This window comes from Alteriqipengyuania flavescens (genome assembly GCF_030406725.1).
In the GTDB taxonomy this organism is placed as follows: domain Bacteria; phylum Pseudomonadota; class Alphaproteobacteria; order Sphingomonadales; family Sphingomonadaceae; genus Alteriqipengyuania_B; species Alteriqipengyuania_B flavescens.
Window position 1 is genome coordinate 195,525 of sequence record NZ_CP129107.1, and the last position, 23,783, is coordinate 219,307.

A 23,783-nucleotide genomic window follows, 5' to 3' on the forward strand; every position below is an offset into this window, starting at 1 on the left:
GAGGGAGGGGTTGGGGTGGGTGCACTACGGCATCTGCTAAGCCATCGGCCGCCTTGCGCGCAATGCCTGGGCGAGCGTGCCTTCGTCGAGGTAATCGAGCTCCCCACCGACCGGCAGGCCATGGGCCAGCTGCGTGATGCGGACGGGTTTCCCCTCCAGCCGCTCGGCGATGTAGTGGGCGGTCGTTTGCCCTTCCAGCGTGGCGTTCATGGCGAGCACGATCTCGTCGATCCCGCCCTGCCCGACCCGCTGCATCAGGCTGGCGATGTTGAGATCCTCCGGCCCCACCCCGTCGAGCGCGGAAAGCTTGCCGCCCAGCACATGGTAGCGCCCGGTGAACAGCCGCGCCCGGTCGAGCGCCCACAGGTCCGCCACGTCCTCCACCACGCACAGGCTGCGGGAATCGCGCTTCGCATCGGCGCAGATGCCGCACGGGTCGGTGGTGTCGACATTGCCGCAGGTGGAGCATTCGACCAGCCGCTCGCCCACTTCGGCCAGCGCCTCGACCAGCTGCGGCAGGGCGCTGTCGCGGCGCTTCACCAGCCACAGCACCGCCCGCCGCGCACTGCGGGGCCCCAACCCGGGAAGCCGCGCCAGCGCGCCGGTCAGCCGTTCGATCTCTTGCGATGCCATGGGCCGGGAGATAGGGCCGCGAACCTCGATTGGCAAAAACAGAAACACACGCAATGCGCATCATCTTCATGGGAACGCCCGATTTCGCGGTGCCGAGCCTCACGGCCCTCGCCCGCGCCAATCACGAGATCGCGTGCGTCTACACCCAGCCCCCGCGCCCGGGCGGGCGGCGCGGCAAGCAGCTGACGAAGACGCCGGTCCATGTCGAGGCCGAGCGGCTGGGCATCGAAGTGCGCCATCCCGCCAGCCTGAAAGGCGCCGAAGCGCAGGCGGAGTTTGCCGCGCTGGAGGCGGAGCTGGCGGTGGTCGCGGCCTATGGCCTGATCCTGCCGCAACCCATCCTCGACGCGCCAACGCGCGGCTGCATCAACGTCCATGCCAGCATCCTTCCGCGCTGGCGCGGTGCGGCGCCGATCCAGCGCGCGATCTTGGCGGGCGACGAGGGCACCGGGATCACGCTGATGCAGATGGAAGCGGGCCTCGACACCGGCCCCATGCTGGCCACCGTGCGCACGCAGGTGGACGCCAAGACCGCCGGCGAACTGACCGACGAACTGGCGCAGCTGGGCGCGCAGCTGCTGGTCGGCCAGCTGGAGGACCTCGATGCGCTGCGCCCGATCGCGCAGGACGACGAGGAGGCGACCTACGCCGCCAAGATCGACAAGGCCGAGGCACGGATCGACTGGGGCGCGGACGCCGCAACAGTGCTGCGGCAGGTGCGCGCCTTTGCCCCTGCCCCCGGCGCGTGGTTCATGCTGGGCGAGGACCGGGTGAAGCTGCACACGGCCGAACTGGCGGAGGGCACCGGCGCGCCGGGCGAAATCCTCGACCAGACTATGACCATTGCCTGCGGCACGGGCGCAATCCGCCCGCTGCGCCTGCAAAAGGCCGGAAAGCCCGCGATGGTGGTGGGCGAATTTCTGCGCGGCAATGCGGCAGGGCCCGGGACGCGGCTTTCTTGACCCGCTACGCCCTCACCATCGAATTCGACGGCGGGCCGTTTCAGGGCCTGCAACGCCAAAAGCACGGGCCGAGCATCCAGGGCGCGATCGAGGCGGCGGCGCACCGGCTAACCGGGGAAGATGTCACGCTCTACAGCGCCGGGCGGACCGACAGCGGGGTCCACGCGCTGGCGATGGTCAGCCACCTCAACCTGGAAAAGGACAAGGATCCCTTCCGCCTGATGGAAGGGCTCAACGCGCATTTGCGGCCCGATCCCATCGTCGTGACCGACTGCCGGATCGTGGACGGGGACTGGCACGCCCGCTTCTCCTGCACCGGGCGCCGATACCTCTATCGCATCCTCAACCGCCGCGCGCCGCCCGCGCTGCTGAAAGGGCGCGTGTGGCACCAGCCGCGCCCGCTCGACGAAGCTGCGATGCACGACGCGGCGCAGGTCCTCGTCGGCAAGCACGATTTCACCACTTTCCGCAGCGTCAATTGCCAGTCCGACAGCCCCGTCAAGTCGCTTGCGCTGCTGGATGTCGAGCGCGTGGGCGAGGAAGTGCACATTCACGCTGCCGCGCGCAGCTTCCTCCACCACCAGGTCCGCTCGATGGTCGGCTGCCTTGCGCTGGTCGGGCTCGGCCAGTGGAACAAGGCGAAGCTGGCGGAGGTTCTGGAGGCACGGGATCGCCAGCAACTGGGCCTCAACGCCCCCGCCCACGGATTGTATTTCGTGGCTGCGGAGTATGACGAGGATAAGTGACGTCGAACACCCACCCCAACCCCTCCTTCAAGGGAGGGGCAGCGCAGCTTGGTTCACCGCAGGTGAGCCTTAGCGAAGCAGGGTGGGAGCCAGACGGTCGCAGAACAGGATAACCGGGCCGACCGGATCAACAGGAGAAAACCGCATGAGCACCACCGGCAAGCAACTCTTCACCACGCTGGAATCCGACGGCACGCTGACGGTCGAGATCGCCGAGGCCACTTTCCCCGATCCCACCGGCAACCAGGTGCTGGTGAAGATGGAGGCCGCGCCGATCAACCCGAGCGACCTTGCCATCCTGACCGGGGCCGCCGATTTCGAGAATGCGGAATACTCGCCCGGCAAGGTGGTCGCCAAGATGCCGGAGCCGTTCAACACCGGCTCGAAAGCGCGCCACGGCCAGCGCCTGCCCGCCGGTAACGAGGGCGCAGGCACGGTCGTTGCCGCGGGCGACGGCGAGATGGCGCAGGGCCTGATGGGCCAGCGCGTTGCATGCGTACCCGGCAGCGCTTTCAGCCAGTATGCCATCGCCGATGCCGCCATGTGCCTGCCGCTGGGCGACCACAGCGCAGAGGCCGGTGCATCCAGCTTCGTCAACCCGATGACCGCGCTGGGCTTCGTCGAGAATGCGAAGATGGACGGGCAGAAGGCGATCCTCCACACGGTGGGCGCATCGAACCTTGGCCAGATGCTCAATCGTATCTGCCAGGAAGACGGGATCGCGCTGGTCAACATCGTGCGCAAGGCGGACCAGGCGGATTTGCTGAAGTCGCAGGGCGCAGAGCATGTCGTGAACTCCTCGGACGAGGATTTCATGGACAAGCTGCGCAGCGCCGTCGAGGCGACGGGCGCATTCTACGGCTTCGATCCCATCGGCGGCGGCCAGATGGTCGACCACTGCTTCAAGGCGATGGAACAGGTCGCCGTGGCCCAGATGAGCGAATACAGCCGCTACGGCTCCAACCAGGCGAAGCGGATGTTCATCTACGGCCGGCTGGACTTCGGGCCGACGGTCCTCACCCCGGCATACGGCTTCGGCTGGACGCTGTCGGGCTGGCTGCTGACCCCGTTCCTGCAAAACGCGGGCATGGAAACCGTGATGCGGATGCGCAAACGCGTGCTCGACAACCTGACCACGACCTTCGCCAGCAATTACAAGGAAAAGGTCGACCTGGAAGGCATGCTGACCAAGGACGCGATCCTCGACTACCGCCAGATGAAGACGGGCGAGAAATACCTCGTCACCCCGAACGGTTAACGCTCTCAAACGGCTAGCATTGAGCACCCACCCCATCCCCTCCCTCAAGGGAGGGGCAGCGAGACTTGGTAGCTTGCTACCTAGTCGCAGCGGGGTGGGATTGCGGCGTTCGCTACCGTTCAAGCCGCTGCAATTCCTCCTCCAGCCGCGCGGGATCGACCTCGCGCGGGGCGTCGCGCGGCGCATCCCGCTGCCCCGGGTTGAGGCGCACGCCGTCGCGGTCGATCCGGACATCGATTGGCACCCCTTCGATCTCGGTACTTATATTCGCGCCCTCGCCGTCTACGCCCAGCGTCGCGCCGTCACCCAGCGGGATGTCGCCGATGTCCGGCACGTCGAGCGGCTCGATCGGGCCGCCGGGGTCGGTCTGCTGCGGCGATGGGCGCGGTGCGGGCGCAGTGCCGGCTTTCGCGCCGACCATGAAGTCGCGCCAGATGCGCGCGGGCAGACCGCCGCCGGTCACGCCGTTCAGCGGCGAGTTGTCGTCGTTGCCGATCCACACGCCCACGACCAGCCGGTTATCCCCCTCCCCGGCATAGCCGACGAACAGTGCGTCGCGGTTGTCCTGCGTGGTGCCCGTCTTGCCGAAATTCGGCCCCGCCAGCGTCGCCGCGCGGCCCGTCCCGGTGTTGATCGCCGCCCGCAGCATCCGTTCGATCTGCGTAAGGTCGCTGGAATAGAATTCGCCGCGCCCGCTTGTCAGCCAGTCGAACCAGCCCGCTTCTTCCGCTTTGAAAGCGCGCGGTTCGACCGGGTAATCGTTCCCTGCAACCCCGGCATAGGCGGCGGTCAGTTCCATCAGCGTCATGGTGGACGTACCGAGCGCGAGGCTGGGGTCGCCCTCCGCCATCGGCGAAGACACGCCCAGCCGCTGCGCCATGTCGATCACGTTCTTGCTGCCGACGTCCTGCAACAGGCGCACGGCGGCCACGTTGCTGGACTGGGCAAAGGCCTGCTCCAGCGTCAGCGTTTCGGAATAGCGGTTGGCGTAGTTCTTCGGGCGATAGCTGCCGGTGGTGATGGCGGTGTTGTCGATCGTATCGGTCGGCTCCGCCCCCGCTTCCAGCGCGGCGAGGTAGACGAACAGCTTGAAGGTGGAACCCGGCTGGCGCTTCGCCTGCGTGACGCGGTTGAACGCGCTTTTCGAATAGTCCTTGCCGCCGACCATCGCCACGACCTCGCCATTCGGCCGCATCGCGACCAGCGCGGCCTGCGCCCCGCCCAGCGGCGCGCGCTCCACGATGCGGCGGGCGAGGTTCTGGAGCCGGCTGTCGAGCGTTGTGGTCAGCGTCTGCCGGTCGTAGCCGCCCTCGGTCAGCTTCCTCGCCTGGGGCAGCGCCCAGTCGGCGAAATAGGTCCCGGTCGGCACGTCGCGCTTGGTGCGCACGTCCAGCCGGGGTAGCGGCATCGCATCGGCTTCGGCCTGCGTGATATACCCAGCGTCGGCCATCGCCTGCTTCACCATCCCCATGCGCCGCACCGCCCGGTCCCAGTGCCGCGTGGGCGCATAGGCGGACGGCGCCTGCACCAGCCCGGCCAGCATCGCCGCCTGTTCGGGCTTCAGCTTTTCCGGCTGGCGGTAGAAATAATGCAGGCTCGCCGCGCGCAGCCCGTACACATTGTCGCCGAAATAGGCGTTGGAGAGGTAGCGGCTGAGGATCTCGTCCTTGGTCAGCCACGCCTCCAGCCAGAAGGCGATCAGGGCCTCCCGCGCCTTGCGGGTCAGGGTCTGCTCGGGGGTGAGGAAGGTGAACTTGGCGAGCTGCTGGGTGATCGTGCTCCCCCCGCCGACCCCGGTCCACGCTGCGCGGGCGATGCCCTTGGGCGAGATGCCCCAGTGGTCGTAGAACCCGCGATCCTCGATGGCGAGGAAAGCTCCGGTCACATGGTCGGGAAGCTTCGCCGCATCGACGGGCTTTTCCACCTCCGCCCCGTTGCGGGCGATCGGCGTGCCGTCCGCGGCCAGCAGGGTGATCTGCGGCGGCACCACGGGCTGGAGCGATTTCGACAGCGGCGCGGTGATCGCGAGATAGGCGACCAGCAGCAGGAAGGTTAGCAGGATGCCGGCAACAATCCGCACCGCCCACCAGCGTTTGCGCCGGCCGAACCAGAAGCGCTTCTGCCACCAACGATCGCCCCTATGATCGATCCTGTGATCTATGGGTCCGCGCGGCTCGTCGTCGTCATAGGCCAGCGCAGCATCGAACCGGCTGAAGTCGACACGCTCCTGCGCGCCGCCTGCGTAACCGTAATCGTCCGGCAACTGCCAGCCGCCGCCGTTACGATCGGCGTCGTCTCGGCTGCGGGAGAAAAGCGACCAGATACCCATGACGCCTACTGTATTACACGTTTAACACAGCGGGTGCGAGAATTTTCTCGGCGCGCGGCCCGTCAGGCGCTGCCGACCACGCTTTCGGGCAGGTCGGTGTTGAACACGCGCTGGTAGTATTCGGCCACCAGGCTGCGCTCCGCCTCGTCGCACTTGTTGAGGAAAGTGAGGCGGAAGGCGAAGCCCACATCGTTGAAGATCGCCGTGTTCTGCGCCCAGTTGATGACTGTGCGCGGGCTCATCACCGTGGAGATGTCGCCGGTCATGAAGCCCTGGCGGGTAAGGTCGGCGACCTTGACCATGTCGCCGATCAGCTTGGGGTCGATGTCCGGGTTCTTGGCCGCGACGATTTCCGTCTCCGTTTCGTGCGGCAGGTAGTTGAGGCCGACCACCAGGCTCCAGCGGTCCATCTGTCCCTGGTTGATCGCCTGCGTGCCGTGATACAGCCCGCTCGTATCGCCAAGGCCGACGGTGTTGGCCGTGGCGAACATGCGGAACCACTTGTTCGGGCGGATCACGCGGTTCTGGTCGAGCAGCGTCAGCTTGCCTTCCGTTTCCAGCACGCGCTGGATCACGAACATCACATCGGGGCGCCCGGCATCGTATTCGTCGAACACCAGCGCGGTCGGGGTCTGCAGCGCCCACGGCAGCAGGCCTTCGCGGAATTCGGTCACCTGCAATCCGTCGCGCAGCACGATGGCATCGCGCCCGATCAGGTCGATACGGCTGATATGCGCGTCGAGGTTGATGCGCACGCACGGCCAGTTGAGGCGCGCTGCGACCTGTTCGATATGGGTCGATTTGCCGGTGCCGTGATAGCCCTGAACCATCACGCGGCGGTTGTGGGCAAAGCCCGCCAGGATCGCCAGCGTGGTATCCGGATCGAACACGTAGTTCGCGTCGAAATCGGGCGTCCGCTCGTCCGCTTCGGAAAAGGCCGGCACTTTCATGTCGATATCGATGCCGAAGGTTTCCCGCACGTCCACGGTGGTATCGGGCTCGGCAAGGACGGTCTGGCCGCCGTGTTCGCTGGTGCTGGTCATGTCGTTCATCGCGAGGGGCGACCTAGGCATTTATCCGGCGAACGCCAACCCTATATTGGCCCCATGCCGCCAACGCTCCCTTCCGAAGCCATCCGCCGGCGCGTGGTCGACCACGTGCGCGGCTTCTTCAACGAGGATGGCCAGGGGGAGCCGCCGTCCGACGACGCGCTGTTCGAACGCGACACGCCGATCCGCATGGTCCACGCCGATATCGTCGGCATGATGGTGGGCGGAATTCGCGGCCTGCTGCTGCAGATGCTCCACCCCCATGCGCTGCAGGGGGTGCTCGACCATTCGGATTTCCGCGCCGACATGCACGGGCGGCTGCGGCGTACCGCGCGCTTCATCGCCACCACCAGTTTCGGCCAACGCGACCGCGCGGAGGCTGCAATCGCGCGGGTCAATCGCATCCACGAGGTCGTGAAAGGCACGCTGCCCGATGGCACGCCCTACTCCGCCCGCGATCCGCGCACGCTGGCCTGGGTGCACGTGGCAGAGGCGGACAGCTTCCTTGCGGGCTATCTCGCCTATGCAAAGCCCACCTGGCCGATGGCGAAGCAGGACGAGTATTTCCGCCAGTTTGCAGAGGTTGCGCGGCGGCTGGGCGCAGATCCGGTGCCGGAGACGCGGCGCGAGGCGGACGCCTTGCTGCGCGATTTCCGGCCGGAACTGAAAGCGACGCCCGAAGCGCGCGAGGTTGCCCGCCTGGTGCTCTCCCAGCGGCCCGAAGGTACGCCGCGCGCGGTCCAGCGGGCGGTCGGCCAGGCGGCGGTCGACTTGCTGCCCGCATACGCTCGCCAGATGCTGGGGCTGAAAAGCGGCGGTCTTGCGGTCCTGCCCGCCCGCGCGATGACCCGCGGCATCGCGGGCGGTCTGCGCTGGGCTTTCCGGCAAGGCTGAGGCGTCAGGTCATCTTGGCCGGAAGCTCGAAGATCGAGGCGAAGCGCAGGGCCGCCTCCCGATCCCCCTCGACCGAAACACCGATGTCTTCGGGCGCCACGTTGCCATAAAAGATCGCCGCCAGCTGCGGCGCTTCGGCGGCTTCGAACACGGCTTCGCACCCGTCGAGCGAACCGCGCGATGCGACAAGCACCCCGTCGGCCAGTTCACCGACCAGCCGGTCGCCGGGAAAGCGGAAGCCGATCCGGGCCGCCTGCCCGGCCGCCTTTGCGGGGTCGAACATCGTGCGCAGCGAGAGCATGAAGGACACCGGCGAAAGCGGCAGCGTGGGATCGTGATCGCCCGACATGGCCGCCCAGCGCCCCAGTTCCTGGATCAGCGGCTCCGCCCGGTAGCCCCACTCGGTGAGTTCGTAGACGCGCGCGGCGATCGGCGGCTCCATCTGCCGTTTCACCAGCACACCGGCGCTTTCGAGATTGGCCAGCCGTTCCGTCAGCACCTTGGCGGAAATGCCCGGCAGGCTGGCGCGCAGGTCCGAAAAGCGGCGCGGACCCAGCATCAGTTCGCGCAGCACGAGCAGCGCCCAACGCTCCCCCAACACCTCCATCGCGAAGGCGGTGCCGCAGGCATCGTTGTACCACTTGCCGTGGGTGCCCTGCCCGGTTTTGGTTTCTTTTTGTAACTTCACTGTTGCAAAAGGTAACTGCTGCCGCAATGCTTATCAAGGGCCGGATCGCAGCTTTGTTGCGGGGCCGGAATGCAGGGGAGAGTTCGCATGTATATCGACGGTTTCGTGATCGTGGTGCCTACCGCGAACAAGCAGAAGTTCATCGACCACGCCAACACCGGCGACAGCGTATTCATCGACATGGGCGCGACCCGCGTGCTGGAATGCTGGGGCGACGATGTTTCCGAAGGCAAGGTCACCGATTTCCGCAAGGCTGTGCAGGCGAAGGACGATGAGACGGTCGTTTTTAGCTGGATCGAGTGGCCGGACAAGCCGACCCGCGATGCCGCGATGGCACGGATGATGTCGGACGATTTCGACGATGAGCGGATGGATATGGAGAAAAATCCGATGCCATTCGATGGCAAACGCCTGATCTTTGGCGGGTTTGCCCCGGTAGTAGAATTGAAGGGAGAATAAGCATGGCAGACGGTCACGGCGATTTCGTGTGGTACGAATTGATGACGAGCGATGCCGATGCGGCGCAGGCGTTTTATGAACCCCTGCTCGGCTGGAAATTCGCCGATAGCGGCACGCCCGGCATGGATTACCGGTTGGGCAAGGCCGCCGGCGCGGATGTTGTCGGGCTGTTGGGCCTGACCGAAGAGATGACCGCGGGCGGCGCCCGGCCCGTCTGGGTGGGATATATTGCGGTGACCGATATCGCCGCCGCGATGGACAGTCTCACATCGGCAGGTGGCCAGCCTTTCATGGATATCCAGCATATGCCGGGCGTCGGCAAGATGGCCATGGTGGCCGATCCGCAGGGCGCCCCGTTCTACCTGATGCAGCCGGAAGGCGAAGGCTCCACCTCCTTCGCCAAGCACGAGCCGAAGGTCGGTCATTGCGCCTGGAACGAACTGGCCAGCGCCGACCAATCCGCCGCGCACGAATTCTACACCGATCTCTTCGGCTGGGAGAAGGCCGATACGATGGATATGGGCGAAATGGGCGCCTACGACATGTATTCGGTCAACGGCTACACACTTGGCGCGATCATGGCCAAACCTGCCGAAATGCCGGTCAGCCTATGGAGCTATTACTTCCGCGTGCCGGAAATCGATGGGGCGGCTGAGTATGTGAAGGCGAATGGCGGCCAGATCATCGTCGGTCCGATGGAAATTCCGGGCGGCGAACACGTGTTCTCCGCAATCGATCCGCAAGGGGCCATGTTCAGCCTGATCGGCAAGAAGGGTTAGAGGCGATGGCCGAATTCACCTTCTTCACCAATCCGATGAGCCGGGGCGCGATTGCGCATTGGGCACTGCTCGAAGTGTGGGCGGATTTCGAATACGCCTTCGTCGACTGGGGCGACAAGCCGCAGGCGCTGCTCGATGCGAACCCGATGGGCAAGGTGCCGACACTTGTCCACCACCACGAGGGCCACGACCACGTGGTGACCGAGGCAGCGGCGATCTGCCACTACCTCGCCGAAACCCACCCCGACGCGGGCCTGCTGCCGAATGCGCACAAGAAGGCCGACTATTTCCGCTGGCTGTTCTTCGCCGCCGGGCCGATCGAGGCGGCGGTGACGAGCAAGGCGATGGGCTGGGAAGTTCCCGACGACAAGCGCGGAATGGCCGGGTTCGGCACTTACGAGCTTGCGGTCGATACGCTCGACAACTGGCTGTCTTCCCACGATTATGTCTGCGGCAAGGCGTTCACGATGGCAGATGTCTATGTCGGCAGCCAGGTCGACTGGGGGCTGATGTTCAAGAGCCTGCCCGACCGCGACAGTTTCAAGGTCTATGCCGAGCGCCTGCAGCAGCGCGAAGCCTACCAGAAGGCGCGCGCGATCGAGGCCGAGCAGCGTGGGGACGCGGCATAAACGAACTATCCGTTTCGCGCTTCATTGCTGCGCCGCCGAAAAAGGTGTGGGATGTCCTCGCCAACCGGCAGGAGGAATGGTGGTGCCCTGCCCCGTGGAGAGTCCGGCTGGACAAGCGCGCCGGCGGGGCCTGCGACATGACGATGCTCGGCCCCGATGGCGAGGAGATGCCCAATCGCGGGATTTACCTGGAATGGGACGAGGGCCGCCGTTTCGTGACGACCGACGCGATTACCGAAGGTTTCGTGCCGGCGGAGCCCTTCATGGTCGGCACGTGGAAATTCGAGCCGGCGACCGAGGATGGCGTTGTGGGCACGCGCTACACCGCGTCCGCCAGCCACTGGAGCGAAGAGGCGCGCAGGAACCACGAGGAAATGGGCTTCGTGCAGGGTTGGGAAGCCTGCGCCGCGCAGCTTGCCGACATCTGCGAAGGCGAAAGCGGCTGACCGCAACCCACCTGTGCCGGTAACCCGGCTTTCACCGCTTGCGCCTATGCTCGCCCCCGCCAGACACGAGGGGGTTTGCAACGGCATTCGGGCGCAAGGTAACATTGGCCGCAAGCAGCAAAGCATGGCGGAACTTCAGGCGATGATGCGAGAGCCGGACGCAGACGGCATCGCGCGGGTCTTCCCGAAGGAGCTGTAGGACGATCCGGCAATCGGCAAGCTGCTGCGCGATGTCGGCATGCCCGGTGGCATGGGCATTTCCCGCCAGAAATACGAACGCGAAACGGCGAACATCCGGCAGGAAATCCTGGACTGGGTGAAAAGCCTGAAACCGCGCATCGTGGGCGAGCTCGACCGGATGCAGCGCGGCTATACCCCGCCGGAAGGCGAGGCCGCCTAGGCCAGCGCCGTGCTTTCGCGCAGCAGCTTGTAGGCATCGACAACGCGCGTCAGCCGCACCTCGTGCGTGCGGTCCCCGCCGTTGCGGTCCGGGTGGTACCGGCGCACGAGCTCGCCATAGCGGCGGCGCAGCGCCCGGCGGTCGATATCGCGGGACAGGCCCATGACATCCAGCGCCTGCACCTCTGCGCGGGTGAAGCGCCCGCCGCCCGGCATCGGCCGCGCGGTGGCGGCGCGGCGTCCGGCAGCGTCGCGAATGCCCTCCGCCCGGGCGCCGATGGCATCGAGGGGATCGGTAAAGTCGGCCCAGCGCGGCAAGCCGTCCTCCCCCACCCCGGCAAAGGCGCGGGTGACGTCTTCCCACCCGGCGGTCGTGCCTTGCGCATGGAAGATCTCGTCCGCGCTCATCCCTTCGAAGAAATCATAGCCCGCATTGTGCGCGCGCACGTGGTCGAGGCACATCCAGCGCCAGCTGCCCGGCCCGTCGAAGCCGTGGCCTTGGGTGCCCGGCGCACGGAATTCCCCCGCCTCCTCGCACCCCGGAACGGCGCACAGGCGCCCGTCCGCTTCGTATCGTCCATGGAACTTCGTCTGCCTCACGGGCATAGGATGGGGGCACCACCCACGAAAAGGAACCCCCGCCATGGCACCCCGTCCCGAAGCAGGCCCGCTCGAAAGCGAAATGCACGCGATCCTGGAAGAGGCATTCGCGCCGCTCCACCTCGCGGTGATCAACGACAGCGCGGCGCATCACGGCCATGCGGGAGACGACGGTTCCGGCGAATCGCATTTCACCATCGAGATCGAAAGCGCCGCCTTCGCCGGGCAGAGCCGCGTGGCGCGCCACCGGCTGGTCAACGCTGCGCTGGGCGACATTCCCGGCACGCGGGTCCATGCAGTCGCGCTGAAGACCTGGGCACCGGGAGAGCGGCCGTGAGCTATGACCTGTGGTACTGGCCCGGCATACCCGGACGCGGCGAGTTCGTCCGCCTTCCGCTAGAGGCTGCAGGCATCGCCTATCGCGACCGCGCGATGGAGGACGGAATCGACGCGCTGACCGAGGACATGGAGCAGCGCAGCGGTATAAAGCCATACGCTCCGCCCTATATCGTGACCGAGGAAGGGCTGTGCATCGGCCAGACCGCGCATATCGTCAGCTGGCTGGCAGACCGGCACGGTTTCGGCAGCGAGAACGAGTTAGAGGCGCTTCAGCTGATCCAGCTGCAACTGGACATTTCGGACTGGGTCGAAGAGGTTCACACGACCCACCATCCCATCGCCACGTCGAAATATTTCGATGAACAGAAGGATGCGGCGATCGCCCATGCCAAGGATTTTCGGGAGAACCGTATCCCCAAATATGCGGACCATTTCGAGAACGCCTTGTCGGCGAACGACGGCCCCTTCGTGCGCGGCGCGCGGTGGAGCCACGTGGACACGTCGCTGTTCCAGATGATGGAAGGCCTGGAATATGCATTCCCCAACAGGATGGCCGCGCTGCGCGAAGACTATCCAAGACTGAAAGCGTGCCGCGATGCCGTGTCCGAACTGGACGGCATCGCCGCATACAAGCGCTCCGACCGCGCGCAGGCCTTCAGCGAAGACGGCATTTTCCGCCACTATCCCGAACTGGACCCGGAATGAGCAGCCCGATGTCAGACCTCTTCTGTCAGACCATCACACCGACGACCCACGATCTCGGCGATTTCAAGGTTCGCCGCGCGTTGCCGGGGCGGCCGCGCACGATGGTGGGGCCGTTCATCTTCGTCGACCAGTTCGGGCCCGCCGATCTCGACATCGGCAGCGGGATGGACGTGCGCCCGCACCCGCACATCAACCTTGCCACCGTTACCTGGCTGTTCGAGGGCGCGATCGACCACCGCGATTCCATCGGCAGTTTCTCCACCATCCGGCCCGGCACGGTGAACCTGATGACAGCCGGCACAGGCATCGTGCATTCCGAGCGCAGCCCGCAGGACGAGCGCGACAGGGGACCGAAGCTCTACGGCATGCAGACCTGGCTCGCCCTGCCGGACGGGCAGGAAGAGATCGCACCTGCCTTCGAAGCGATCAGCGATCTTCCGATTGTCGAGGACGATTGCGCCAAGGCAGTCGTCATCATGGGCGACCTGTGGGGAAAGCGCGCGGCGACCACGACCCATGCGGAGACGATCTATGCCGAAATCGTCCTTGCCGGGGGCGGCAGCCTGCCGATCGACGCCGGGGCGGACGAACGCGCCGTGATGCTGGTGGGCGGCGAAGCGAGCCTCGATGGCGAAGGGCTGGAGCTCTATACGCTCTATGTCCTGAAGCCCGGCGAGGCGATGACGCTCACCTCGCGAACCGGCGGACGGGCGATGCTGCTGGGCGGGGAAGCCTTTGCGACGCAGCGCCACGTCTGGTGGAACTTCGTCAGCAGCGACCGCGAACGCATCAACCACGCGAAGGAACAGTGGCAAAGCGGGGCCTTCCCCAAGGTCCCGGGTGACGAGGAGGAATACATCCCCCTGCCCGACGTGCCCAAAACGGTGAGCTACCCATGAGTGGCAGCGTCTGGATCACCGGCGCCTCGTCCGGCATCGGCCGCGCCCTCGCGCTAGCATGGTCGCAGGCGGGCGAGCCCGTCATCCTTTCCGGCCGCAACGTCGATGCGCTGGAAGCAACGGCGGCGGAGTGCGCGTCCGACACGCTTATCCTGCCGTTCGAGGCAACCAACCGGGCCGCGATGGAAGAAGCGGTCGAGCAGGCCAAGGCGTGGCAAGACGGTGTCGGAACGCTGGTCAACAACGCCGGCATCTCCCAGCGCAGCCGGGCGATCAACACGCGGCTGTCGGTTTACCAGCACATCGTCGACATCGACCTGATGGCCCCCATCGCGCTGACGCAGGCGCTGCTGCCGCACATGGTGGAGCGGGGATCGGGGCGGCTGGTCTTCATCAGCTCCATCGCCGGCAAGGTCGGCGTGCCGATGCGCAGCGCCTATTGCGCGGCTAAGCACGGCCTGATCGGCTATGCCGATACACTGCGGGCGGAGCTGTCCCAATCGGGAGTGGACGTCCATGTCGTCGCGCCCGGATCGGTCGCCACCGACGTCAGCCGCAACGCCTTGTCCGGCAGCGGCGCGGCGCGCGGGCGCAGCGACAAGGTGATCGACAACGGCATCCCGCCCGCCGAGGCCGCCCTCGCCATCCTCGACGCCATCGGGCGCGGCGAGCGCGAGATCATCGTCGCGCGCGGGGTGGAGGAACAGATGGGCGAAGCCCGCCGCACCGAAGATGCGATGTTCGACCAGATGGCCGCCATGGTGGCGAGCGGCTACATGGAAAAGATGGAAGCGGAGGATTGAGCGCGATGGAGCAAACCCGCGTTACGCTCGCCAACGGTATCGAGCTGGATGTGGTAGACACCGGCCCCAGGGACGGCGAGGTGCTGGTCTTCCTGCACGGCTTCCCCGAAAGCCATCGCACCTGGCGGCATCAGATCGCGCATTTTTCCGACCGGTATCGCTGCATCGCGCCCGACCAGCGCGGCTATCGCGGCAGTTCGAAACCGGCGGAGGTCGCCGCCTACACGCCCGACAAGCTGATCGGCGACGTCTTCCAGCTCGCCGATGCGCTGGGGGTGGAGACATTCACCGTGGTCGGCCACGACTGGGGCGGCGCGATCGCCTGGGGCACTGCCATCGGCGGCCAGATGACGGGCCGCGTAACCCGCGCGATCATCGCCAATGCGCCCCACCCGCTCGTGTTCCAGCGCCTGCTCTTCACCGACCGGGCGCAGCGCGAGGCGAGCCAGTATATGCGCGAATTCCGCGATCCGGCGAACGACGCGCTCGTGCGCGAACACGGACTCGTCGGCATTTTGCTGAAGGCCGTGCGCTGGGACCGCCCGAGCGCGATGGAACCGGAAGAGCGCGAGGCGCTGCTCGCCGACTGGCAGGACCGCGACGCCGCCATGGCGATGTTGAACTGGTATCGCGGCTCGCCCGTGCAGGTCCCCCCGCTGGATGCGCCCTACGAGGTGCCGGCGGACTACACCCCTCCCGCCATCCCCAACCTCGCCATCCCGACGCTGGTCATCTGGGCGATGGACGACCTTGCCCTGCCCGCTGCGAATATCGAGGGGCTGGACGAATTCGTCGACGACCTCACCATCGAGAAAGTCCACGGTTGCGGCCACTTCGTCCCGTGGGAAGCCCCGGACAAGGTCAACGCGGCGATGGAGCGTTTTCTCGCCCGCTAATCCCGCCTCGCGCCCAACGCGCGCGCGCCTACCCCCGCCACTCGATCCATTCGCCGTGCGGGTGCGCGGTGGCCAGGCGGGTCCATTCCTCCCCGCCGGGCCAGTACCGGACGGTGAGTTCGTGACGGTGGGTGTCGCGGTTCGCCTCCAGCGAGACCCATGCCAGCGGGGCATCCGCGGTGGCAGCGGCGCCGGCGGCCTCCATCAGTTCGGTCACGCGGCGGCGCTGGTCTTCGGGCACGTATTGCCACACGACCGAGTGCATGAGCACGCGGGTGACACCATCCTGCGGCTCCTCCGCCAGCATCGCTTCCACGAAAGCATCGGCGCTCTGGCGCGCGACTTCGGGAGGCATGGTCTGCGCGGCGGCGATGGCGGCGTCCATCCGGGCAAAGCGGGCGGTAAATTCCGGCCAGATATAGGCCCGCAGGCGCAGCGCCTGGGCGGGATCGGTCAGATCCACCGGCGCAATGTCGCAACCGCGCGCGGCGACGATATCGACTCCGACCTGCGGCGGCGCATCGCCGCGCCATTCGGGCGCGAGCTGCATGGAGGACAGCGACGGCCCCATCGTCGTGCCGCCGAGATCGTAACGATAGCACCGCATCATCAGGTTGATGCCCGCGCTCGACCCGATCTCGTTCAGCGCGAATTGCGAGGGCAGGCCCTTGTCCGCCAACCACAAAAGCGCGGCGGCATAATTGGCGGACCGGCCCGCCTCGTTCGTTTGGGGGGGGACCGTCGAGCCAGACGGGCAGCGTGTAGTCGTGCCGCTCGATAATATCGGCCAGCAAGTCGGCCACGTCGGTGACGCGCTGGCCGGTGTAGAGCGGCTCCAGCGCCGGCTCGTCGCCCGACAAGTGCAGCGCGTGCAGGCCGCCTGCCAGCCGCAGCGGCAGGGCATCGGCGAGCGGCGGCCCGGACCAGCGGCGCACGCGCTTCATCGTCGCGCCGCCGCGGTCGGTATCGAGCAACGCGCGCAGGCCCGCGCACACGCAGGCCGTGATATCCGCCCCGTTGTCGCGGCAATAAGCCACCTGGTTCTCGAACGCGCGGTCGATTGCCTCCGGCCCCCTCGCCAGCGGATCGATTACCTCATAGCGTTCGCCAGCACTTGTGCTGCCTTCACTCATGCACGATTGCCCTTTTCCCTGCCTCACCCTATCCCGCCGCGCATGACCAGCAACAGCCTGACTTTCGCAGTGCCCAAGGGGCGCATCCTCGACGATGCGCTGCCGCTGATGGCGCGCGCGGGCGTGGTGCCCGATGCCGCCTTTCACGACAAGGCCAGCCGTGCGCTGAGCTTTGCCACCGAAGGCGGCGACATGCGCATCATCCGCGTGCGCGCATTCGACGTGGCGACATTCGTGGCCCACGGCGCGGCGCAGGTCGGCATCGTGGGATCGGACGTGATTGAGGAATTCGATTATCCGGACCTCTATGCGCCCGTCGATCTCGACATCGGGCACTGCCACCTCGCCGTGGCGGAACCGAAAGGCGGCGCGGCAGACACAAGCGGCGCCAGCCACCTGCGCGTCGCGACCAAGTATCCGAACATCACCAGCCGCTATTTCGAGAAGCGCGGCATCCAGGCCGAATGCGTCAAGCTGAACGGCGCGATGGAACTGGCGCCCTCGCTCGGCCTTGCAGGGCGGATCGTCGACCTCGTCTCCAGCGGGCAGACGCTGAAGGACAACGGGCTGGTCGAAACCGGCCATATCATGGACATTACCGCCCGGCTGATCGTCAACCGCGCCGCGCTGAAGACCGACCTGCGCGTCGGCGCGCTGGTGGAACGGTTCCGGGCCATCGCAAGCGAAAGGAAGGCCGCATGATGCAGCGCCTTTCCGCAAGCGATCCCGATTTCGCCAAGCGCTTCGACCGGCTGGTGAAGGACCGCCGCGAATCCGGCGACGACGTGTCGCAGGACGTGCGGGGCATCCTCGCCCAGGTCCGCGATGCGGGCGACAGGGCGCTGGAGGACTACACCCAGCGTTTCGACGGCCACTCGCTGACGGCGGACCTCGCCAGCTGGCGGATCACGCCGCGCCAGTGCGAGGCGGCGTGGGACACGCTCGATCCGTCGCTGCGCGATGCCCTCACCCTCGCCGCCGACCGCATCCGCGCCTATCACGAGGCGCAGCTGCCGCAGGACCGCGACTATCGTGACGATGCGGGCGTAAGGCTGGGCGCGAAATGGCGGCCGGTCGATGCGGCAGCCCTCTACGTGCCCGGCGGGCGGGCGAGCTATCCCAGCTCGCTGCTGATGAACGCGATCCCGGCAAGGGTTGCCGGGGTGGAGCGGATCGTCGTCGCCACCCCGACGCCCAAGGGCCTGTCGAACGAACTGGTGATGGCGGCGGCGCATCTGTGCGGCATCGACGAAATCTGGCGCATCGGCGGCGCGCAGGCCGTGGGGGCGCTCGCCTACGGCACCAGCCGCATCCGCCCGGTCGACGTCATCACCGGCCCCGGCAACGCCTGGGTGGCGGAGGCCAAGCGCCAGCTCTACGGCACGGTGGGCATCGACATGGTCGCCGGCCCCAGCGAGATCCTGGTCATCGCCGACAAGGACAGCGATCCGCGCTGGCTCGCCGCCGACCTTCTCAGCCAGGCGGAGCACGATCCGGCGGCCCAGTCGATCCTCGTCACCGACGACACGTTGCTTGCCGGCCTGGTGCAGGACGAAATCGGCATGGAGCTTAACCAGCTCTCCACGGAGCGCGTAGCGCGGCAGAGCTGGGACAATCACGGTACGATCATCGTGGTGGAGAAGCTGGCCGACGCCATCCCGCTCGCCAACCGCCTTGCTGCCGAGCACGTGGAGCTTTCGGTTGCCGACCCGGAGCCGTTCCTCGACGGCATCCGCCATGCGGGCAGCATCTTCATCGGCCGGCACACGCCCGAAGCGGTCGGAGATTACGTTGCCGGGCCGAACCACGTGCTGCCGACCGGCCGCCGGGCGCGCTTTTCCAGCGGGCTGTCGGTGACCGATTTCATGAAGCGGACCAGCTTCCTCGAAAGCGGGCCCGAAGCGCTGGCCGCCATCGGCCCCGCCGCCGCCCGCCTTGCCCACGCGGAAGGGCTGCCGGCCCACGCCCGCTCGATAGAATTGCGCCTCAAATGACCCAGAACAAACGATCGCCCCATCGCTCAACGGCCCGCTCTGCCGCCCGCCTCGCCGCCGTGCAGGCGCTGTACCAGATGGATATGGAAAAGACCGCGCTGGCGCGGCTGCTCGACGAATTCCACCAGCACCGGCTGGGCGAAGTCATCGACGACATGGAACTGGCCGAAGCCGAGGTGGAATTCTTCGACGATATCGTGCGCGGCGTGGATGCACGGCGCGAGGAAATCGACACGCTGCTGGCCGGCTATCTTGCCGAAGGGTGGAGCCTGACGCGCCTCGACCGCACGACGCTGCAGATCCTGCGCTGCGGCGCCTACGAGCTGATGGCCCGCCCCGACGTGCCCACCGGCACCGCGATCGGCGAATATATCGACGTCGCAAAAGCCTTCTTCGAGAACCGCGAGGCAAAATTCGTCAACGGCGTGCTCGACCGTGTCGGCAAGGCTGTGCGCGCCTAGGTGCCCTCGGCGGAATTCGCCTTTATCGACATGCTGCGGGGCGTGGCCCCGCTTGCCCCGGGCGCCCGCGACCTGCGCGACGATGCCGGGATCATAGAGATCGGCGGCGAAACGCTGGTCGTGACTTGCGACACGCTGGTCGAAGGCGTCCACCTGCTGCCCGACATGGACGAGGCTGACATCGCCTGGCGCCTTGTCGCGGCGAACCTGTCGGATCTGGCGGCGAAGGGCGCGAAACCGCTTGCGGTGCTGGTCAGCCATTCGGTCACGCTGGACGATGCGCGGTTTGCCGCGGGGCTCGTCTCCGCGCTGGGGACTTGCCAGGCCGACGTGCTCGGCGGGGACACGGTGCTGATGCCCGAAGGCGCACCGCGCAGCTTCACCATGACCGCCATCGGCAAGGCGCGGCACTGCCCTGTCCCGGGACGTGACGGAGCCCGCCCCGGCGATGCGATCTTCGTCACCGGCCAAATCGGCGCGGCGATGACCGCGTTCGAGGAACTGTCCCGCGATCGCAGCGCCGCCGCGCGCGCCTATCGCCGGCCCGAAGCGCGCACTTACGAAGGCATCGATCTGGCGCCCCATGTCGGCGCGATGATGGACATTTCCGACGGGCTGCTGCTCGACGCGTGGCGCATGGCGCAGGCGAGCGGGGTCCGCCTATTCATCGAGAGCGGCGCGGTCCCGCTGGGCGCGCCCGAACACCGCCGCGCCGAAGCGCTGCGCTGGGGTGACGATTACGAACTGCTCTTCACCGCGCCTGCGGGTTTCACCTCGGAATGGCCTATCCACCGCATCGGCACGGTCGAGGCAGGATCGGGCATCTCGGTGGATGGAGAGGTTTTCGAGCGCCCCGACGGCCTCGGGTACCAGCACGGCTAATCAGCGTATCACAGCCTGACTATCGCCGATTGCGAGCGCCGCACACCCACCCAGCGGGGCGCCCGTCCAACCATCCGGGGGATGGTCGGACAGCCCCGCTCGCTCCCTCAAGGGAGGGGCAGCGAGACTTGTGAGCTTGCTCACTAGTCGCAGCGGGGTGGGTTTACCGTCTTTGCGGACGATGAGCCTTTGCCGAAGCTAGGTTGTTACAGCGCCGAACAGTCCACGCCGCGCTTCTGCAGGATCGGCTTGAGCGCGAAATACGCCTCTTTGGTGCGGTGGTTCGGTATGCCGGGATAGAGGTGGTGGATGAGATGGGTTTCCATCCCCATGCTCATCGTGTGGCCCAGGCGGCTCTTGAAGATACGCGTGGTGTCATAGCGGCTGGTGTTGCCTTCGCGCGGGTGGTGCGGCGCCCAGCTGAGGTAGAAACGAATGTAGCTGAGGCCGACATGGCGCGGCAGCCACCAGACCGCGGCGGCCACCAGCGCATAGCCGTTCCACGCCAGCGTGAAGAGCGTCGCCATGAAGAACAGCTGCAGCAGCAGCGTGTCCTTCAGCGCCTTCTTTGCCTCCGGCGTGCCCATGCCGGCGAGGATGCGCTTGTAGTGGTGGATCGAACCGTCGACGCCCGGCTGGCGGTTGTACCACGTCTTGTACCAGGCCCACGCTGCGCTCGGCGCCTCGTCGGTATAGTCCGGGTCCTTTTCGGGGTCGTTGCAGTGGTAATGATGCTCAAGGTGCATCAGCCGCGCCATCGAGAACGGGAAGACGATCGGGATCGTCGAGACCTTGCCGACCCATTCGTTGACCCAGCGATATTTCGTATTCGGCCGCGCGATGTTGGAATGCATCGCCTCGTGACTGGTGACATAGCCGCCGGTCGCCAGAACACAGGCGACGATGCAGGCGAGCCAGAGCGGCACGATGCCCAGCATGGTGAGCGGGAACAGGCTGACCCACAGCGCAAAGCCGCCCCACGCCGCGACGACATAGGGCCACATCCGCCCGCTATGGAATTCCCTGGCGATGGCGCGTTCCTGCTTCAGCAGGTCGACCCGCGTGTGCTTGTCGAGATCGTTCCCGCCGCGCAGCGCAAGGCCGGCGACTTCCGCTTCGACGTCGGCGGTGAACGCCTCGTCCGCATAGCCCGGCTGCCGGATCGTATCCATTACAGCCACCGCCCGCGGATGTTCGCGACGAGGCCCCAGGTGCCGCCGAACAGCAGGCCGAAGGCGACGGCGCTCAACCCGAACGGGCCGGAATGGCCGAACCGTTCCAGCAGCTGCGCGGTCAGCGGTGCGATGAAGCCGATCCCGAACAGGAACGGCATGATCGCCATGAGTTTCTTTGCGGCCCCTTCCATGACGGTTAAGATAATGGAAACCATCGCGCCCCGCAAGAAACCTAACATCGCTAACGATTTGGGTTAATGTCCCGATGCTGGATCGCGCGCGCAGCCGGGCGGAGAATGCATGCGGGCGGACTGTGAGAAACCGGCGGTTTGCGGGGCTTGCGCCGCCCCCGCCTTTGCTTATACCCCTTGCCCCAACGCCCCCCGCTTTCACGAGGGGGCATTTCACATCAATGTGATCTGGGAGAGGGGTACAACCCGATGATATTCGTTTACACAGCGATCGCGCTGGGTGTGCTGGCCGTGCTCTACGGCTTCGTCACCAGTCGACAGGTGCTCGGGGCCGGTGCCGGCAACGAGCGGATGCAGGAAATTGCCGGCGCGATCCAGGAGGGCGCGCAGGCCTATCTCAACCGCCAGTACACCACCATCGCCATCGTCGGCGTGGTCGTGGCCGTGCTGGTCGGCGTGTTCCTCGGGCTGGTCCCGGCCGTCGGCTTCCTGATCGGCGCAGTTCTGTCGGGCGTGGCGGGCTATATCGGGATGAATATCTCGGTCCGCTCCAACGTCCGCACCGCAGCTGCCGCACAAAGCGGGCTGCAGCATGGCCTGACCATCGCGTTTCGCGCAGGGGCCATCACGGGCATGCTGGTCGCCGGGCTCGCGCTGCTGGCCATCGCCGTGTTCTTCCTCGTCCTGATCGGGCCGATGGGTATGGAGCCCAACAGCCGCGTCGTAGTGGACGGGCTGGTCGGCCTCGCCTTCGGTGCCTCGCTCATCTCAATCTTCGCGCGCCTCGGCGGCGGCATCTTCACCAAGGCTGCCGATGTCGGCGCCGACCTGGTCGGCAAGGTGGAAGCGGGCATCCCCGAAGACGATCCGCGCAACCCGGCCGTGATCGCCGATAACGTGGGCGACAACGTCGGCGACTGCGCCGGCATGGCCGCCGACCTTTTCGAAACCTATGTCGTGACCGTCGGCGCGACCATGGTGCTGACCGCATTGCTGCTCACCGGCGTGGGCGACCTGCTGCTGCCGCTGATGGCGCTGCCGCTGCTGATCGGCGGTGCCTGCATCGTCACCAGCATCATCGGCACCTATTTCGTCCGCCTCGGCCGCGGGACCAACGTGATGGGCGCGATGTACAAAGGCTTCATCGCCACCGCCGTGCTCGCGATCCCGCTCATATACCTCGTCACCAACTGGGCGCTCGGCGACATGACCACGGCCATCGGCGGCGGGGAGAACCTGGGCAATGTCGACCCCGGCGCGCCGCTGGCAGAAGAAGGCACCGCCGCCCTCGCCAGCTTCACCGGCATGGACCTGTTCTGGTCCGCGATGCTGGGCCTCGTCATCACCGGCCTGATCATCTGGATCACCGAATATTACACTGGCACCAACTACCGCCCGGTGAAATCGATCGCCAAGGCATCGGAAACGGGCCACGGCACCAACGTGATCCAGGGCCTCGCCATCAGCCTTGAATCGACCGCCCTGCCGACCATCGTGATCGTGGCCGGCATCATCATCGCCTACCAGCTCGCCGGCCTCATGGGCATCGCCTATGGCGCAACCGCGATGCTGGCGCTGGCCGGCATGGTCGTGGCGCTCGACGCATACGGTCCGGTGACGGACAACGCCGGCGGGATCGCCGAGATGGCGGGCCTTGACGACAGCGTCCGCGAAAAGACCGACCTGCTCGACGCCGTCGGCAACACCACGAAGGCCGTGACCAAGGGCTATGCCATCGGTTCGGCCGGCCTCGCCGCACTGGTGCTGTTCGCCGCCTACACCACCGACCTCGCGGAGTTCTTCCCCGATGCCGACGTCGATTTCTCACTCGAGAACCCCTACGTCATCGTCGGGCTGCTGCTGGGTGCATTGCTGCCCTACCTCTTCGGCGCGATGGGCATGACCGCAGTGGGCCGTGCGGCTGGCGACGTGGTGAAGGACGTGCGCGAACAGTTCGCGGGCGACCCGGGCATCATGGAAGGCACCAGCCGTCCCAACTATGCCCGCACGGTGGACCTCGTCACCAAGGCTGCGATCAAGGAAATGATCGTGCCGTCGATGCTGCCGGTGCTGGCACCGATCGTGGTCTATTTCGCGATCCTCGCCATTGCCGGGCAGGAAAATGCCTTCGCGGCGCTGGGCGCCCTGCTCCTGGGTGTGATCGTGGGCGGCCTGTTCGTGGCCCTGTCCATGACCGCCGGCGGCGGCGCATGGGACAACGCCAAGAAATACATCGAGGACGGCAACCACGGCGGCAAGGGCAGCGATGCCCACCACGCCGCCGTGACGGGCGACACGGTCGGCGATCCTTACAAGGACACCGCCGGCCCAGCCGTGAACCCGATGATCAAGATCACCAACATCGTGGCGCTGCTGTTGCTCGCCGCGCTGGCCCACGGCTGATCGAAACGCCCAATTCGGCCAAGGCAAGGCC

At 66.6% G+C, this 23,783-nt stretch carries 27 protein-coding genes and 1 pseudogene; 19 read left to right on the top strand and 9 right to left on the bottom strand.

What is annotated here, in order from left to right; all coding sequences use genetic code 11:
* Positions 1-36: 36 nt before the first annotated feature.
* Positions 37-633, bottom strand: a complete 597-nt coding sequence (recR, locus tag QQW98_RS01105; protein ID WP_290135728.1) for a recombination mediator RecR — start codon at positions 631-633, stop codon at positions 37-39.
* Positions 634-686: 53 nt separating this feature from the next.
* On the opposite strand from recR, the gene fmt reads away from it, so the two are divergent.
* From fmt to QQW98_RS01120, 3 genes are all read left to right on the top strand, one after another.
* Positions 687-1,595, top strand: coding sequence for a methionyl-tRNA formyltransferase (fmt, locus tag QQW98_RS01110; protein ID WP_290135731.1), 909 nt, complete (start codon positions 687-689; stop codon positions 1,593-1,595).
* A complete protein-coding gene (truA, locus tag QQW98_RS01115; protein ID WP_290135733.1) occupies positions 1,592-2,341 on the top strand; it encodes a tRNA pseudouridine(38-40) synthase TruA in 750 nt (249 codons plus the stop codon). Before fmt ends, truA begins: the two co-directional genes overlap by 4 nt.
* A gap of 145 nt (positions 2,342-2,486) precedes the next feature.
* Positions 2,487-3,599: a zinc-binding dehydrogenase gene (locus tag QQW98_RS01120; protein ID WP_290135736.1), complete on the top strand. Its 1,113-nt coding sequence runs from the start codon at positions 2,487-2,489 to the stop codon at positions 3,597-3,599.
* Between the two features lie 112 nt (positions 3,600-3,711).
* Here QQW98_RS01120 and QQW98_RS01125 read toward each other — a convergent pair whose 3' ends face one another.
* Positions 3,712-5,928, bottom strand: a complete 2,217-nt coding sequence (locus QQW98_RS01125; protein WP_290135738.1) for a transglycosylase domain-containing protein — start codon at positions 5,926-5,928, stop codon at positions 3,712-3,714.
* A 62-nt stretch (positions 5,929-5,990) separates the two neighbouring features.
* Positions 5,991-6,980 (bottom strand): cobaltochelatase subunit CobS, encoded by a 990-nt coding sequence (cobS, locus tag QQW98_RS01130; RefSeq protein WP_290135740.1) that lies wholly within the window; start codon positions 6,978-6,980, stop codon positions 5,991-5,993.
* Positions 6,981-7,034: 54 nt separating this feature from the next.
* Here cobS and QQW98_RS01135 point away from each other — a divergent pair, with 54 nt between their 5' ends.
* Complete coding sequence (locus tag QQW98_RS01135; RefSeq protein WP_290135742.1) at positions 7,035-7,871, top strand: oxygenase MpaB family protein; 837 nt, start codon at positions 7,035-7,037, stop codon at positions 7,869-7,871.
* 4 nt (positions 7,872-7,875) lie between these two features.
* On the opposite strand, the gene QQW98_RS01140 is transcribed toward QQW98_RS01135, so the two are convergent.
* On the bottom strand, positions 7,876-8,559 hold the full coding sequence (locus tag QQW98_RS01140) for a winged helix-turn-helix transcriptional regulator (RefSeq protein WP_290135743.1): 684 nt from the start codon (positions 8,557-8,559) through the stop codon (positions 7,876-7,878).
* A gap of 87 nt (positions 8,560-8,646) precedes the next feature.
* Between QQW98_RS01140 and QQW98_RS01145 the strand changes: the two genes are divergently transcribed.
* From QQW98_RS01145 to QQW98_RS01165, 5 genes are all read left to right on the top strand, one after another.
* Positions 8,647-9,018 carry a DUF1428 domain-containing protein gene (locus tag QQW98_RS01145; protein ID WP_290135744.1) on the top strand — a complete coding sequence of 124 codons (372 nt, stop codon included), beginning with the start codon at positions 8,647-8,649 and terminating at the stop codon, positions 9,016-9,018.
* 2 nt (positions 9,019-9,020) lie between these two features.
* A complete protein-coding gene (locus tag QQW98_RS01150) occupies positions 9,021-9,797 on the top strand; it encodes a VOC family protein (protein WP_290135745.1) in 777 nt (258 codons plus the stop codon).
* A 5-nt stretch (positions 9,798-9,802) separates the two neighbouring features.
* Positions 9,803-10,426 (top strand): glutathione S-transferase family protein, encoded by a 624-nt coding sequence (locus tag QQW98_RS01155; RefSeq protein WP_290135746.1) that lies wholly within the window; start codon positions 9,803-9,805, stop codon positions 10,424-10,426.
* Positions 10,423-10,872 carry an SRPBCC domain-containing protein gene (locus QQW98_RS01160; RefSeq protein ID WP_290136816.1) on the top strand — a complete coding sequence of 150 codons (450 nt, stop codon included), beginning with the start codon at positions 10,423-10,425 and terminating at the stop codon, positions 10,870-10,872. Before QQW98_RS01155 ends, QQW98_RS01160 begins: the two co-directional genes overlap by 4 nt.
* A 250-nt stretch (positions 10,873-11,122) precedes the next feature.
* Positions 11,123-11,272, top strand: coding sequence for a hypothetical protein (locus QQW98_RS01165; RefSeq protein WP_290135747.1), 150 nt, complete (start codon positions 11,123-11,125; stop codon positions 11,270-11,272).
* Here the strand turns inward: QQW98_RS01165 and QQW98_RS01170 are convergent.
* Entirely contained in the window at positions 11,269-11,871 is a 603-nt protein-coding gene (locus QQW98_RS01170) for a J domain-containing protein (protein ID WP_290135748.1), read from the bottom strand. The two genes, QQW98_RS01165 and QQW98_RS01170, sit on opposite strands and share 4 nt — an antisense overlap.
* Before the next feature lie 43 nt (positions 11,872-11,914).
* Between QQW98_RS01170 and QQW98_RS01175 the strand changes: the two genes are divergently transcribed.
* From QQW98_RS01175 to QQW98_RS01195, 5 genes are read left to right on the top strand one after another with little or no spacing between them, the layout of a single operon-like run.
* Positions 11,915-12,208 carry a BolA family protein gene (locus QQW98_RS01175; protein ID WP_290135749.1) on the top strand — a complete coding sequence of 98 codons (294 nt, stop codon included), beginning with the start codon at positions 11,915-11,917 and terminating at the stop codon, positions 12,206-12,208.
* The gene (locus QQW98_RS01180) at positions 12,205-12,915 is read left to right on the top strand and encodes a glutathione S-transferase (protein ID WP_290135750.1); all 711 of its coding nucleotides are present in this window, start codon (positions 12,205-12,207) and stop codon (positions 12,913-12,915) included. Before QQW98_RS01175 ends, QQW98_RS01180 begins: the two co-directional genes overlap by 4 nt.
* 8 nt (positions 12,916-12,923) lie before the next feature.
* Positions 12,924-13,814: a pirin family protein gene (locus QQW98_RS01185; protein ID WP_290135751.1), complete on the top strand. Its 891-nt coding sequence runs from the start codon at positions 12,924-12,926 to the stop codon at positions 13,812-13,814.
* Positions 13,811-14,617, top strand: coding sequence for an SDR family NAD(P)-dependent oxidoreductase (locus QQW98_RS01190; RefSeq protein ID WP_290135752.1), 807 nt, complete (start codon positions 13,811-13,813; stop codon positions 14,615-14,617). The genes QQW98_RS01185 and QQW98_RS01190 overlap by 4 nt, the downstream gene beginning before the upstream one ends.
* Positions 14,618-14,622: 5 nt before the next feature.
* Positions 14,623-15,513: an alpha/beta fold hydrolase gene (locus QQW98_RS01195; protein ID WP_290136817.1), complete on the top strand. Its 891-nt coding sequence runs from the start codon at positions 14,623-14,625 to the stop codon at positions 15,511-15,513.
* Between the two features lie 28 nt (positions 15,514-15,541).
* On the opposite strand, the gene QQW98_RS01200 is transcribed toward QQW98_RS01195, so the two are convergent.
* A complete protein-coding gene (locus QQW98_RS01200) occupies positions 15,542-16,192 on the bottom strand; it encodes a DUF2332 domain-containing protein (RefSeq protein WP_290135753.1) in 651 nt (216 codons plus the stop codon).
* Positions 16,193-16,295: 103 nt separating this feature from the next.
* Positions 16,296-16,646, bottom strand: a pseudogene (locus tag QQW98_RS01205) (DUF2332 family protein); the annotation flags it as partial.
* Between the two features lie 42 nt (positions 16,647-16,688).
* Here QQW98_RS01205 and hisG point away from each other — a divergent pair.
* Genes hisG through thiL form a run of 4 tightly spaced genes read left to right on the top strand, consistent with a single transcriptional unit; the run spans position 16,689 to position 19,983 of the window.
* Positions 16,689-17,348 (top strand): ATP phosphoribosyltransferase, encoded by a 660-nt coding sequence (gene hisG, locus QQW98_RS01210; RefSeq protein WP_290136818.1) that lies wholly within the window; start codon positions 16,689-16,691, stop codon positions 17,346-17,348.
* Positions 17,348-18,640 carry a histidinol dehydrogenase gene (gene hisD / locus QQW98_RS01215; protein ID WP_290136819.1) on the top strand — a complete coding sequence of 431 codons (1,293 nt, stop codon included), beginning with the start codon at positions 17,348-17,350 and terminating at the stop codon, positions 18,638-18,640. The genes hisG and hisD overlap by 1 nt, the downstream gene beginning before the upstream one ends.
* Complete coding sequence (gene nusB, locus QQW98_RS01220) at positions 18,637-19,101, top strand: transcription antitermination factor NusB (protein ID WP_290135754.1); 465 nt, start codon at positions 18,637-18,639, stop codon at positions 19,099-19,101. Before hisD ends, nusB begins: the two co-directional genes overlap by 4 nt.
* On the top strand, positions 19,102-19,983 hold the full coding sequence (gene thiL, locus QQW98_RS01225) for a thiamine-phosphate kinase (protein ID WP_290135755.1): 882 nt from the start codon (positions 19,102-19,104) through the stop codon (positions 19,981-19,983). It abuts the gene before it with no gap.
* A gap of 206 nt (positions 19,984-20,189) precedes the next feature.
* On the opposite strand, the gene QQW98_RS01230 is transcribed toward thiL, so the two are convergent.
* Both QQW98_RS01230 and QQW98_RS01235 read right to left on the bottom strand, forming a co-directional pair.
* Positions 20,190-21,155, bottom strand: a complete 966-nt coding sequence (locus tag QQW98_RS01230; RefSeq protein ID WP_290135756.1) for a fatty acid desaturase — start codon at positions 21,153-21,155, stop codon at positions 20,190-20,192.
* Positions 21,155-21,349 carry a hypothetical protein gene (locus tag QQW98_RS01235; protein ID WP_290137070.1) on the bottom strand — a complete coding sequence of 65 codons (195 nt, stop codon included), beginning with the start codon at positions 21,347-21,349 and terminating at the stop codon, positions 21,155-21,157. The genes QQW98_RS01230 and QQW98_RS01235 overlap by 1 nt, the downstream gene beginning before the upstream one ends.
* A gap of 249 nt (positions 21,350-21,598) precedes the next feature.
* Between QQW98_RS01235 and QQW98_RS01240 the strand changes: the two genes are divergently transcribed.
* Positions 21,599-23,752 (top strand): sodium-translocating pyrophosphatase, encoded by a 2,154-nt coding sequence (locus QQW98_RS01240; protein ID WP_290135758.1) that lies wholly within the window; start codon positions 21,599-21,601, stop codon positions 23,750-23,752.
* The last annotated feature ends 31 nt before the right edge of the window (positions 23,753-23,783 follow it).